General features: G+C 56.7%; 13 protein-coding genes. 7 read left to right on the top strand and 6 right to left on the bottom strand.

All coding sequences use genetic code 11. From position 1 onward, the window contains the following. Positions 1-64 precede the first annotated feature (64 nt). Both ald and AC3DKS_RS14310 read left to right on the top strand, forming a co-directional pair. Positions 65-1,168 carry an alanine dehydrogenase gene (ald, locus tag AC3DKS_RS14315; protein WP_272607074.1) on the top strand — a complete coding sequence of 368 codons (1,104 nt, stop codon included), beginning with the start codon at positions 65-67 and terminating at the stop codon, positions 1,166-1,168. A gap of 113 nt (positions 1,169-1,281) precedes the next feature. Then, complete coding sequence (locus AC3DKS_RS14310; RefSeq protein ID WP_041326998.1) at positions 1,282-1,977, top strand: zinc metallopeptidase; 696 nt, start codon at positions 1,282-1,284, stop codon at positions 1,975-1,977. A gap of 10 nt (positions 1,978-1,987) precedes the next feature. Here AC3DKS_RS14310 and AC3DKS_RS14305 read toward each other — a convergent pair whose 3' ends face one another. Both AC3DKS_RS14305 and AC3DKS_RS14300 read right to left on the bottom strand, forming a co-directional pair. Next, on the bottom strand, positions 1,988-2,458 hold the full coding sequence (locus AC3DKS_RS14305) for an Lrp/AsnC ligand binding domain-containing protein (protein ID WP_015753650.1): 471 nt from the start codon (positions 2,456-2,458) through the stop codon (positions 1,988-1,990). Positions 2,459-2,538: 80 nt separating this feature from the next. Continuing rightward, complete coding sequence (locus AC3DKS_RS14300) at positions 2,539-3,912, bottom strand: saccharopine dehydrogenase family protein (protein WP_272607075.1); 1,374 nt, start codon at positions 3,910-3,912, stop codon at positions 2,539-2,541. Between the two features lie 75 nt (positions 3,913-3,987). On the opposite strand from AC3DKS_RS14300, the gene AC3DKS_RS14295 reads away from it, so the two are divergent. Next, a complete protein-coding gene (locus AC3DKS_RS14295) occupies positions 3,988-4,377 on the top strand; it encodes a DUF423 domain-containing protein (RefSeq protein ID WP_015753652.1) in 390 nt (129 codons plus the stop codon). A gap of 65 nt (positions 4,378-4,442) precedes the next feature. Continuing rightward, positions 4,443-6,059, top strand: coding sequence for a phosphoenolpyruvate carboxykinase (ATP) (pckA, locus tag AC3DKS_RS14290; RefSeq protein ID WP_015753653.1), 1,617 nt, complete (start codon positions 4,443-4,445; stop codon positions 6,057-6,059). 128 nt (positions 6,060-6,187) lie between these two features. Here the strand turns inward: pckA and AC3DKS_RS14285 are convergent, their stop codons facing one another. From AC3DKS_RS14285 to AC3DKS_RS14275, 3 genes are read right to left on the bottom strand one after another with little or no spacing between them, the layout of a single operon-like run. Beyond that, the gene (locus AC3DKS_RS14285; RefSeq protein ID WP_015753654.1) at positions 6,188-6,934 is read right to left on the bottom strand and encodes a uroporphyrinogen-III synthase; all 747 of its coding nucleotides are present in this window, start codon (positions 6,932-6,934) and stop codon (positions 6,188-6,190) included. 4 nt (positions 6,935-6,938) lie between these two features. Beyond that, positions 6,939-7,595 (bottom strand): DUF4271 domain-containing protein, encoded by a 657-nt coding sequence (locus tag AC3DKS_RS14280; protein WP_015753655.1) that lies wholly within the window; start codon positions 7,593-7,595, stop codon positions 6,939-6,941. After that, on the bottom strand, positions 7,595-9,262 hold the full coding sequence (locus AC3DKS_RS14275; RefSeq protein ID WP_272607076.1) for an ArnT family glycosyltransferase: 1,668 nt from the start codon (positions 9,260-9,262) through the stop codon (positions 7,595-7,597). Before AC3DKS_RS14275 ends, AC3DKS_RS14280 begins: the two co-directional genes overlap by 1 nt. A gap of 127 nt (positions 9,263-9,389) precedes the next feature. Here AC3DKS_RS14275 and AC3DKS_RS14270 point away from each other — a divergent pair, with 127 nt between their 5' ends. From AC3DKS_RS14270 to AC3DKS_RS14260, 3 genes are read left to right on the top strand one after another with little or no spacing between them, the layout of a single operon-like run. Continuing rightward, the gene (locus AC3DKS_RS14270) at positions 9,390-10,118 is read left to right on the top strand and encodes a polyprenol monophosphomannose synthase (protein WP_041327510.1); all 729 of its coding nucleotides are present in this window, start codon (positions 9,390-9,392) and stop codon (positions 10,116-10,118) included. Beyond that, on the top strand, positions 10,119-11,453 hold the full coding sequence (locus AC3DKS_RS14265) for a dihydroorotase (RefSeq protein WP_272607077.1): 1,335 nt from the start codon (positions 10,119-10,121) through the stop codon (positions 11,451-11,453). It abuts the gene before it with no gap. Beyond that, positions 11,450-11,851: a DUF4296 domain-containing protein gene (locus AC3DKS_RS14260; protein WP_272607078.1), complete on the top strand. Its 402-nt coding sequence runs from the start codon at positions 11,450-11,452 to the stop codon at positions 11,849-11,851. The genes AC3DKS_RS14265 and AC3DKS_RS14260 overlap by 4 nt, the downstream gene beginning before the upstream one ends. Here AC3DKS_RS14260 and AC3DKS_RS14255 read toward each other — a convergent pair. Then, positions 11,848-12,855, bottom strand: a complete 1,008-nt coding sequence (locus AC3DKS_RS14255) for an NAD-dependent epimerase/dehydratase family protein (RefSeq protein ID WP_272607079.1) — start codon at positions 12,853-12,855, stop codon at positions 11,848-11,850. The two genes, AC3DKS_RS14260 and AC3DKS_RS14255, sit on opposite strands and share 4 nt — an antisense overlap. Positions 12,856-12,935 lie beyond the last annotated feature (80 nt).

Here is a 12,935-nt window from a genome sequence, read left to right as displayed (position 1 = left end):
AAAAATTGGTTTGCATTCAATTTTTTACTACATCTTTGTTGTATAGCAACCAATCAAGCGACAAATGATTATCGGGATCCCAAAAGAGATTAAAAACAACGAGAGCCGGGTCGGGATGACGCCGGCCGGCGTCATGGAACTGGTCCACAACGGGCATACGGTACACGTGCAATCGGGTGCCGGGGCGGGAAGCGGTTTCTCGGACGATGATTACAAAAAAGTCGGGGCGCATATCCTGGATACCATCGGTCAGGTGTATACCCTGAGCGAGATGATCGTCAAGGTCAAGGAGCCTATCCGGGAGGAATACGACATGGTGCAGAAGGGCCAGGTGGTTTTCACCTATTTCCACTTCGCCTCCAGCCAGCGGCTCACCCAGGCGATGATCGACAGCCGGGCCGTTTGTATTGCCTATGAGACCGTCGAGGATTCGGACGGGACGCTGCCGCTGCTCACGCCCATGTCCGAGGTGGCCGGGCGGATGGCCATCCAGCAGGGGGCCAAATACCTGGAGAAGCCCAAGAAGGGACGCGGCGTGCTTCTGGGCGGGGTGCCCGGGGTGCCCCCGGGGCGGGTTCTCGTGCTCGGCGCCGGTACCGTGGGGATCCAGGCGGCCAAAATGGCAGCAGGCCTCGGGGCCCACGTAACCATGCTCGATATCAACATGAAACGGCTGCGGTACGTCAACGACGTAATGCCCAGCCATGTGGTCACCGAATATTCCAATGAATACAACATCCGCAAGCATATCCGGACGCACGACCTCATCGTGGGCGGCGTCCTCCTCAAGGGGGCCCGGGCCCCGAAGCTCATCACCCGGGACATGCTTCGCTGCATGCGGCCGGGGACGGTCATTGTGGACGTGGCCGTAGACCAGGGAGGCTGTGTGGAGACTACCCGGCCCACTACCCACGAGAACCCGGAATATATTGTCGACGACGTGGTGCATTACTGCGTCGCGAACATGCCGGGAGCGGTGCCCTATACGTCCACCCTGGCGTTGACCAACGTTACCCTCCCCTATGTGCTGAACCTGGCCAACAAAGGCTGGGAGGCCGCCTGTGCCGCCGATCCATCCCTGAAAAAGGGTCTGAATATCGTGGACGGGCAGGTAGTTTATTCGGAAATCAGCGAGGCCTTCGACCTGAGTGCCCGTGTCCTGGTCTGACAGTACATTCTGTCAGTTTTAACCCATTTGGAACTGCAATGCGCGGATCCGGCCGGTATGGCCGGATTTTTGCTGTAGAAGTAATACATTTAGAACATTAAAGTTACAAGACCATGATGGGATATTATATACTGATCGGCGCCATTGCCCTGGTGAGCTGGCTGGTCAGCAATAAATTGAAATCAAAATTCCGCCATTATTCCAAGGTGCAATTGCGCAATGGGATGAGCGGGGCCGAAATTGCGGAAAAGATGCTGGCGGACCACGGTATCCGGGATGTTAAGGTGGTGAGCGCTTCCGGGATGCTCACCGACCACTACAACCCGAGGAATAAGACGGTGAACCTGAGCGAGGGCGTCTATAGCCAGCGAAATGCTGCCGCTGCCGCAGTAGCCGCCCACGAATGCGGACACGCCGTCCAGCATGCCCAGGCCTATGAGTGGCTGACGTTGCGTTCCCGCCTGGTCCCCGTGGTGAGTATCACTTCCGGGCTGTCCATGTGGGTGGTGTTTGGCGGGTTGATCCTGGGGGCCGCTTCGGGTGCCGGGATGGGCTTTTACATCGCCGTGGCGGGCCTGATTATGATGGGCCTGGCTACGCTGTTCAGCTTTATCACCCTCCCTGTGGAATACGATGCCAGTAACCGCGCACTCGCCTGGCTGAAACAAAAAAACATGGTTACCCCGGACGAGTACAAAGGATCCGAAGATGCCCTAAAATGGGCGGCGCGAACCTACCTGGTCGCAGCCATCGGTTCCCTGGCCACCCTGGTCTATTGGGGGCTGCAGGTATTTGGCGGAAGGGATTGAGGTATTACGGTCAGATACTGATCTGACGGTCGATTTGCTGATCCAGCGAAATGAAGGTCTCCGTTCGGGACACCCCTTCAATTTGCTGGATTTTTTTATTCAGCAGGTGCATGAGGTGTTCGTTGTCGCGGCAGAGTACCTTGATGAGGATGGACCAGTTGCCGGTGGTGTAATGGCATTCGAGCACTTCCGGGATTTTTTCGAGTTCCCGTACCGCATAGGGGTTGCTCATGGCCTTGTCCAGGAAAATGCCGATGTACGCCATGGTGGTATAGCCCAGCACCCGGGGGTTGATAACGAACTTGGAACCGGTGAGCAGGCCGGATTTTTCGAGTTTGCGAAGGCGCTGGTGGATGGCGGCACCCGAAATCCCGATATTCCGTGCAATTTCGAGTATGGGTTTCCGGGCATCCTCCATCAGGTATCTGAGGATTTTCTTGTCGATCCCGTCGATATGCAGGTTCCCATTGGTAGATTTCATGCGCCTACAGGTGTTGGAACCTTAAAGATACCATAATTATACAGAGTGCATGTGTCCAATCGCGGGTGGGGCACCCGGCCTCAACTCGCCACCGAATCCGGATTGTATCCCAAATAGGGGACATCGTACTCCCGGAAGGCGATGCCGTTTGCCGCCAGTTCTGCCAGTACGGGCTCGTAAATACCGGGGTCTTTCGGGATCTGCACCCCGGGGGTATCATAGGTGCCCTCCAGGATCAGCAGGGTGGCCATCGCCACGGGCAGCCCGACGGTCTTGGACATGGCTGTCAGGCGTTTGTTTTCCCCGAGCACCACCATATTCGAGTCGAGTTGGTGATTCCTGCCATCCAGCTGGTAGCCAAATTTATGGTACATGACGATCATATCCCGGTCGTCGGGCCCCAGCGTCCAGCTGGCCTCCAGGATTTCCTGCAGGATCTGGGCCGGCGTTGCATTCTCCAGGGTGATGGTTCGGTCCCGGTCAAAGAGGTGGATCTCCAGCAGCTTGCCCCAGATGATATCGTCCTGATCGATTTTCAGGTAGTGCCGGAGTTTGAGTTCCACCGAATCCGTAGGGGAATAGGGAAGGAACAGGTTCGTAAAATCCCGGTAGGACATCCCCCGGGAATTTTCAATCCGGTAGCTGTCGTCGGTCATGCCGAGCTGCACAAAGATGTTCCACGCGCGGGAGAACCCCACCCGCCGCATGGTCCCCCGGTAGAGCGTGAGGGCATCCTGCAGGCCGTAATCTTCCCGGTAGCTGAGGGAGTCCCGGTTTGCGTAGGCCTCGAATGTGCCGTACCCTTCGATTTCAAGAAATTCGGTCCGCCGGAAAAGTTTGTGGTACGGGATGTACTTGTAGGTGCCTTCCTGCTTGAATTTGGCCGCACCCCCCTGGCCTGCCACTACCACATTTCGGGGATTCCAGGTAAATTTGTAGTTCCAGAGGTTTGTATCGCTCTGGGGGGAGACCAACCCGCCGGTAAAAGATTCGAACAGGAGGATTTTGCCCCCCCGGGATTTGATCCGGTCGATGACTTGCATGGCGCTCATGTGGTCGATGCCGGGGTCCAGGCCAATCTCGTTCATAAAAACGAGGCCTTTTTTGCGAACTTCGGAATCCAGTTCCCGCATTTGCGGGCTGATATACGAGGCGGTGACCAGGTGCTTCCCGAATTCCAGGCAATCCCGGGCAATGTCGATATGCAGGGCGGCCGGAAGCATGGAAATAACGATATCAGACGCGCCGACCGCTTTGCGGCGCGCTTCCGCCCGGGCGATGTCCAGGGAGACTATTTCGGTTCTGGGATGATCGCTTACCGCTTTGGGGAGCTGATCGGGGTGTTTATCGGCAATCACCAGCCGGAGGTCTTTTTCGCCAGACTTGCCGAGGAGGTAATGCAGCAGGTAGGATGAGGATTTGCCAGCCCCAACCACCAGGATTTGTTTTGACATGAGAATCTGTTTGGTGTTTGAGAAATACGAAGGTATCAAATTGTTACATTTGTAAAAAAATAGCGAGGTATAGTTGTGAACAAAACAATTGTTATTGCCGGGGCGGCCCTGGGACTCACTGGTGTAGCCCTGGGCGCCCTGGGCGCGCACGCACTCCGGGAGCAGTTGGAACCCGTCGCCCTGGAGAGTTTTCAGACGGGTGTCCGGTACCAAATGTACCACGCCCTCTTTCTCTTGTTTCTCGGGGTGGAGCGCACCCTGGGGGAAGGAACGCGAAAATGGACTTTCCGGTTTATCCTGGGCGGCACCCTCTGCTTTTCATTTTCGATCTACCTGCTGAGCACTTCGGGGATCACCGGCTGGGATTTCAGTTCCATCGGCTGGGTAACCCCGGTAGGGGGGCTCCTCCTCCTTACAGGCTGGGGATTACTGCTTTACCGAGTTTTCCGGTTAACCGGCAGATAAGTTTTCTGCCCTTAGCCGGGCACCTTACATTTGCAATGAATTAAACTAACATAAATTCAATTTCTATGAGTACATCCACCTCGCAGACGAAATCGATTTCGTTGAAAGCGTACGGAATTACCTCAGACACGGTACACTATCAATTGCCGGCAGACGAATTGCACCGAATCACCATTGAAAAAGGCATGGGACGGGAAGCGGATTCCGGAGCGCTTGCAGTGGAAACAGGCGAGTTTACGGGCCGCTCCCCCAAGGACCGCTTTATCGTAAAAGACGACATCACCGCGGACCGGGTATGGTGGGGGGATATCAATATTCCGTTTGAACCTGCGGCCTTTGACCGGCTCTACGACAAAGTAGTCAGTTACCTGAGCGACCGGGAGGTGTATGTGCGGGATTGTTTTGCATGCGCGGACCCGGAATACCGGATGGGAATCCGCGTGGTCAACGAGTACCCGTGGTCCAACCTTTTTGTATACAACATGTTTATCCGACCGGAGGCCGGGGAACTCAAGGGGTTCGACCCGGAGTGGACGGTAATCAATGCCCCTGGTTTTAAGGCCGACCCGGCGGTGGACGGGACGCGGCAGCACAATTTTGCCATCCTGAATTTCAGCCGCAAGGTGGCGTTGATCGGCGGAACAGGGTATACCGGGGAAATCAAGAAGGGAATTTTTTCGGCATTGAATTTTATCCTCCCGGTTTTCCGGGATACGCTGCCCATGCACTGCTCGGCAAACGTGGGGGAATCCGGGGAAACTGCCATCTTTTTTGGCCTGTCCGGCACGGGAAAGACCACCCTGTCAACGGATCCCACGCGGAAGCTCATCGGGGATGACGAGCACGGATGGACCCCGGACAACAAGATCTTTAATTTTGAAGGGGGTTGTTATGCCAAGGTCATCAACCTCTCTTCGGAAAGCGAGCCCGAAATCTACCAGGCCATCCGGAAAGGGGCCATCCTGGAGAACGTCCGGCTCAACCCGGACGGTGAGGTCGATTACTCGGATACGAGCATTACCCAGAACACCCGCGTGAGCTATCCGATTCACCACATTGAGAACCGGCAGGAACCCTCTGTGGGAAAGAATCCCCGGCACATCTTTTTCCTGACCGCCGATGCCTTTGGGGTCATCCCGCCCATCTCCCGGCTCACACCGGCCCAGGCTGCCTACCATTTTATATCGGGTTATACGGCCAAGGTGGCGGGTACCGAAGCGGGTGTGGACGAACCGGTCCCTTCGTTTTCCGCCTGTTTCGGGGCACCTTTTATGCCGCTGCACCCAACGGTGTATGCCGAGATGCTCAGCCGGAAGATGCAGGAGGCCGGCACAAATGTCTGGTTGGTGAATACCGGCTGGACAGGTGGGCCATACGGGGTTGGTAGCCGGATGAAGCTCAAGTATACCCGGGCGATGATCCACGCGGCCCTGAGTGGCCAGTTGGGGCTGTACACCTATGATACCTACCACATTCACTCCGTATTTGGGGTAGCCCAGCCGCGTAAGTGCCCGGGGGTGCCCACGGAGGTCCTGAGTCCGCGGGCTACCTGGAACGACGATAAAGCCTATTACACGATGGCCTTCAAGCTCACAAATGCCTTCCGGGAAAACTTCAAGAAATTTGAGCAGTACGCCACAGAGGAAATCCGCCGGGGCGGGCCGCAGCGATACGCATTTTGACCCTTCCTCCGCCCGGGAGGCAGGAAGGCGGTGCCTGCCGCTTCCCAATGAGAAATCACTGCAATAAAAAAAGGCTGCCAAAACCGGCAGCCTTTATTGTTTCGGGGTATTGCTGAATACAGCCCGGCTTATTTCTTGTTGACGTCGTTGATATACTTCTGGAGGGCCATCGTCATGGACGGGGTTTCGGGCGTCGGGGCCTTGATGTCGATGCGGAGCCCTGCGTCCGTGGCGGCATTGATGGTGGAGTTGCCGAAGACAGCGATCCGGGTGTTGTTCTGTTCAAAGTCCGGGAAGTTCTTCAGCAGGGATTCAATGCCCGACGGGCTGAAGAACACCAGGATGTCGTAGTAGACATTCCTCAGGTCCGACAGGTCGCTGATTACGGTGCGGTAAAAGATGCCGCGGGTCCAGTTGATGCCGGCCTGGTCCAGGGTTTCCGGCACCTGGGGCTTAAGCACATCCGAAGAGGGCAGCAGGTACACCTCGTCCTTGTATTTCTTGAAAAGCGGGAGCAGGTCTACGAAATTGCGCTTCCCGACATAGATTTTCCGCTTGCGGTAAACCACGTATTTCTGGAGGTAATAAGCCACCGCCTCGGACTGGCAGAAGTACTTCATAGTATCCGGCACCTTAAAGCGCATTTCCTCTGCAATCCGGAAAAAATGGTCTACGGAATTCCGGCTTGTCAGGATGATGGCCGTGTACTTGGAAATATCGATCTTTTGCTGTCGGACGGCTTTGGCATCTACCCCTTCCACATGGATAAACGGTCTGAAATCTACTTTAACTTTTTCCTTTTCAATGAGCCTGGAATACGGGCTATTCTCCATTTTTGGTTCCGGTTGTGAAACCAGAATCGTCTTTACCTTCATAGAATCAAGCTTTTAGCAATCCTGAGATGATTAGAAAGGGGGAAATTTCAAGTGCGCAAAGGTACAAAATAAAATAGAAAAACTGCGATGCTATTACCTTTTGATGGATTTTCAGCACGGAGATCCAACCGATGGCATTAATGGTTATTAACAGGAATAATCCGATGCCTGCAACCACCTGGGACTGGGGGGTCAGGTAGGTGAGCAGCAGGTTGGCGGCAAATAGTATCAGGGCGCTGTAATTCAGATAACTCAGCTTGCTGAAGACCATGGATGCCGCCAGTTGCTCCGACTCAAACAGGTAGCCAGCAAGGAGTTGCGCCCCGACTTTCAGCAGCGTAAAAACCAGGAGGCCCCCGAGGATCACCGGGAAGATGAAGCGGGTACCCCACCGCATTTCCCCATCGAAGGCCAACCCGGCCAGGTAGGCAAACAGGGCCAGGTTCAGGAGTTGGAACACACACATGGCGATGTGGAAACCGCTCAGCAGGCGCCCCTTTTTGTTGTAGAGCACCACGTATTTATTGTTAAAGGGCAGGATGATAAAATTCTCGAAGCGGCTGTAGAACATACTGCGGGCGAATACCAGGGCAATCAGCCCGAGGAGGAGCAGGGCCGTGATCCAGTCATTCGACGCGATATACCGTTCGACAGGTTCCATCAGCGATCGACTTTTTGGCTGTTCCCATTGAGGCCGAATACCAGGCCCGGCACCCCGGCAACCGCGCGGATATATGTAGGTGCTTCCCCCTTGTGGTCCTGATACCGGAACCGGAACGATACGCTGTCGGCCGGCGCCAGCATCTCGGGGAGGCTGTTGGTGTCATCCGGCCGGACACCGACGATGGACTGGGTTTCCTTATAGGGATCCATCAGGGCGATCCCGAATTTGAGCCCGGCCAGGGGAACCGGCCGGGCGTATGGGTTGTATAACCAGAAAGTCCCGGTGTCCCCGGGGCGATAGGCGTTTTCCGGCCGCGTCCCCGCCTCGAGTTTGCGGTAAGAGTTAAACGGGTCCAGGAAGGTGCCGTATTTTTTTTCGCCTGCCTGGTCGATGTAGTAATAGGGCGTCTCCCGGTCGATTACCCGGACAAAAAATACCCGCCGGCCCTGTACCCGGGCTTCGGAATCGTCGATGGAGTACTGGTTCTTCCGGTAATAGGCGTTGTTCAGGCTAAAGGCCGTCTCCCCGGAGTAAAAACGGTACATGGAAGCCTGGCGGTAGGAGTTTTCGAACACCACCGGGTTCCCGTCGGCCACTTCCTGCAGGCTGGCCACCCAGGCTTTGTTCCCGTGGGCTTCAAAAGGCACCGGGAACAGGGGTTCATAGGCCAGGCCGATACGGAGGAAAAGCAGTACGGCGATGTTGGCGATGGAGGCCCGGGCGACCCATTTGCCTGTGGCCGGGTGTGTCAACAGGGTTTCCCCTACCAGAACGGCCATCGGGATGCAGGCGGCGATGAGCCACTGGGTCTGTATGCGCCGCTGGAAACTGGAGAAGAGGAAGAACAGGAAGATTCCCCAGGCCACGAATTTCAGGGAGCGGCGAAACGTATCGGTGGGTCGGTATTTCCAAAGGCTCAGGTAGGCCCATGGAAAGGTCAGGCCGAACAGGGCGATGAGGTTTAAAAAATACCCGGCGGTAAATTTCGAAAAGCTGTACGGTTGGTTGGGCCGCTCAAAGAGGTGGTAGCGCACGGAGACGAATTCCTGCTCGTAGAGCCAGTAGAGGTGCGGAAAGTAGGCCAGCAGGGAAACCGCCAGGGCGAGCCAGGCATACCCGGACCTCAGGAGCTTCAGGTTGGATAGAAGCACAAAGAGTATCACCAGGGCCGCGTGGTACTTACTGTACATCAGGGCGGCCATCACGAGCCCCAGGCCCACTGCAGGGACCATTCCCGGACTTCTCAGGAAATACCGGTAGGCCAGCAGGAAGAGGGCCGTAAAGAACAGCAGGGGGGTATCCGGCAGGCTCAGAAAGCCGTAGGCGTGCAACAGCGTAATGGAGAGAAACCAAAGCAGCACCCGGGCGGGGTTTTCGCGTTTCCCGGGGGCATCGATGAGCAACCAGAGGAGGAACAGGGTCCCGATACCCATCAACACGCTGACCACCCGTACGCCGAGTTCCCCGGGGATCAGGTTGCTTCCCAAGGCAATCATCCAGGCCACCATGGGCGGGTGGTCGAAATACCCCCAGGAGATATTTTGGGCATAGTACCAGTAATAGGCCTCGTCGTAAAGCAATTCGGTAAAAGCGGCCTGTACCAGATTGAGGAGGAGCAGGCACCCTAGAAAAGCCGGCACTAGCCTGGGAGTCGTTTGGTTCATCGGCATGGAGGTTCGGCCAAAGTTACAAAATATGGGCAACGGCCCCGGCGGGCCGAACCCACAAAATTCCGGCCGTGTTGTCCCCGCGCCTCTAAAATTGGTATTTTTGCCCAAAACCCGGGATTCCATGACTGACGGGCTGGTGATTATCCCCACCTACAACGAAATAGAGAATGTCGAAGCGATCGTCCGGGCTGTATTCGGTCTGCCGAAGCCTTACGATGTGCTGATCGTGGACGATGCTTCCCCGGACGGTACGGCCGGTAAAGTCCGCGAAATGCAAGCCGAGTTCCCGGGGCGTCTGCACCTGGAAGAGCGGCAGGGAAAAGCGGGCCTGGGAACAGCCTATATCCACGGATTTAAATGGGCCCTCAAAAGGGACTACGCCTATATCTTTGAGATGGATGCGGATTTTTCCCACCGTCCCGGGGACCTGCCCCGCCTGCATCGGGCCTGCCTGGACGGTGCGGATATGGCCATTGGCTCCCGGTATAAAAAGGGGGTGAATGTGGTGAACTGGCCGCTCCACCGGGTACTGCTGTCTTACGGGGCTTCCTTCTACGTCAAATTGATCACCGGGATGAAAGTGGACGACCCCACGGCAGGGTTTATCTGTTACCACCGCCGGGTACTCGAAGCCATCGACCTGGACCAGGTGCGTTTTGTCGGATACGCCTTCCAGATAGAGATGAAGTTCCGCGCATACCTGCGGAAATTCCAAATTCAGGAAGTGTCTATCGTGTTTACGGACCGGGAGCGCGGACAGTCCAAAATGAGCAAGACCATCGTCTGGGAAGCCGTGTTCGGCGTGATCAGCATGAAGGTCCGGAGCCTGTTTAGAAAGAACGGATTATAGATGAAGAAATACCTCCTTACCAACGTCCGCATGGTCAACGAAGGCCGGATCACCGAGGGTGACCTGCTGATCCACGGACCCTATATCGAACGCATCGGCCCGCAGATCACTGCCGGGGGAGCTACGATTATCGACATGCGGGGTGCGTGGCTGCTGCCCGGCCTGATCGACGACCAGGTGCATTTTCGCGAACCCGGCCTGACCCATAAGGGGGACATCGCCACGGAGAGCCGCGCCGCGGTAGCCGGGGGGATCACTTCTTTTATGGAACAGCCCAATACGGTGCCCCAGACCACCACCCTGGAAAAACTCGAGGAAAAGTTTGCCCTTGCCCGGGCCTCCTCCCATGCCAATTACAGCTTCCTATTCGGGGGTACGAACGACAACCTGGAGGAACTCAAGCGGCTCGACCCGAAAAGCTGTTCGGGCGTCAAGTTATTCCTGGGGTCTTCTACCGGGAATATGCTCGTGGACGACGAAAAAGTGCTGGAACAGATCTTCCGCAATACGGACATGGTCATTTCCGCCCATTGCGAGGACGAAGAGACGATCCGCAAAAACCTTGCGTATTACAAGGAGCAATACGGGGACGACATCCCTGTGGAACTCCACCCGATCATCCGCAGCGAAGAGGCCTGCTACCTCTCATCCTCGCGGGCGATTGAGCTCGCCAGGAAAACCGGGGCCCGCCTGCATGTCTTCCACCTGTCCACCGGGCGCGAAACCGACCTGTTCCGCAACGACATCCCGCTCTCGGAGAAGCAGATCACGGCCGAGGTGTGCATCCACCACCTCTGGTTTTCCTCCGACGATTACCGGGACAAGGGCACGCTGATCAAATGGAACCCCGCAGTCAAATCGACCCAGGACCGCTCCCGGTTATGGGAAGCCCTGCTGGACGACCGCATCGATATCATTGCCACCGACCACGCGCCCCATACGCTGGAAGAAAAGAAAAACCCGTATACCTCCGCCCCATCCGGGGGGCCGCTCGTACAGCACGCTCTGCCGGCCCTGATGGAGAAAGTCCTGGACGGCAGTATTTCGATCGGGAAGGTGGTGGAAAAAATGTGCCACAACCCGGCCATCCTGTTCGATATCGACCGCAGGGGCTACCTGCGCGAAGGGTATTACGCCGACCTGGTGGCCGTTGCAGAAGACGACCCCTGGCGGGTAGGCCCGGCCAATATCCTGTACAAATGCGGCTGGTCGCCCTTTGAGGGTCAGCCATTCCGGACCCGGGTAATGTATACGTTCGTGAATGGGCACCCGGCCTATGAATTGGGCAGGGTTTCTGAAAAGCGAAACGCCAGAAGACTTACATTCAACCGATGATGCGCTACCTCTTTCCCATCTTATTGTTGATCTTGTTGCCCGGCTGCAGGCAGGAACTTGTCGAGAAACCCGATAACCTGATACCTCCGGAGCGCATGAGTGCCATCCTCTACGACCTGGCCATCATGGAAGCCATTGACGGGACCTACCGGGGAACCCTGGATCGAAACGGGATCGAGCCCGTTACCTGGGTCTATGAAAAACACGGGGTGGACAGCCTGCAATTTGCCAAAAGCGATTTCTACTATGCCTCCCGGCCCGCAGCCTATGAACGCATCTACCAGGAAGTGGCCGACCGCCTGTCGCGGGAACGCGACAGTATCGGGGAGGTAATCCGGAAGGGCAATGAGGCGGGCAGGGAAGCCGTTTCCGGGAAGTCTGCGAAGGATTCCCTTTAACTATTGGCCGTTTCGCGGTAATGCCTGCCGCAAATTTCCAGGATATCCCGGATGTCAGTGAACTGAAAGTCCCCGAGGGTTTTCAGGATTTTCCCGTTGTCGAATTGCTTCGGGTTCCTGAATGATCGGATTTGCGCCCCGGTGAGCCTGCGCTTACGCCCGAAAATATGCGACGCCAGCCAATCCAGTGGCCTCAGGAAGTTCATCTGCCAGTATTTCAGGGGTTTCTCAGGTGCCCGGACCTCCAGCACCCCGGCGATTTGACCAAGGATCTCCCGATAGGAGAGGTTGTTGCCCACCAACAGGTATCGGTTGTTGAAATGCCCGCCGTCCATGAGCAATATCATGGCGCGGACTACATCGCCGACCCCGACAAAGCCCGTACCTCCGGGGGGATAGTAGCGCAGGCCATTCCCTGCTGCAGCAATCAGGCGCCCGCTGCCCGAGTCGTAGGATCCGGGACCCAGGACCACCCCGGGGTTGACGATGGCAACCTCTAGGCCTTCCTGCCCGCCCCGCCAGGCCTCCATCTCCGCCAGGTATTTACTGGTGGCATAGACGTTCGTGCGCTGCGGGTCCCAGGGGTCTTCCTCCTTGCCGGATCCCAACTTGCTCCCAATGGTGGCAATTGAGCTGACGTGGCAGAGCTGTTTGATCCCGAGCCCCAGGCAGCAGTTTACCACATTGCGGGTCCCCTCGAAGTTTGTTTTCAGGAGATGGTTCCGGTCCGACGGGTCGAAGGAGATCAGCCCGGCACAGTGGTAGACGCGGCTGGCCCCGGCCAGGGCGGCTTCCAGGGCCGGCAGGTCCGAGAGTTCCGCTTCCACCCATTGGATGGCGTCCCAGGCCATGGCCAGTTCCGGGCCGTACCAGGCAAAGAGCCTGCGTACCCGCTGCAGGTCGCTGCCAGCCCGGTGGATGGCCCGGACCGGGCGCCCGGCCCGGGCCAATTCCATCAGCAAATGACTCCCCACCAGACCCGTTCCGCCAGTCACTAAATCCATGCGCCTAAATTAGGGAATCTGCCCCGATATATCCTTTGATTCACAACGGGAGCGCCCTGTTTTAACTATATTTGCTCCGA

Source organism: Robiginitalea sp. (assembly GCF_982776155.1).
Note: the sequence above shows the minus strand (reverse complement) of the source record. Positions and strands in the feature narration are given on the sequence as shown.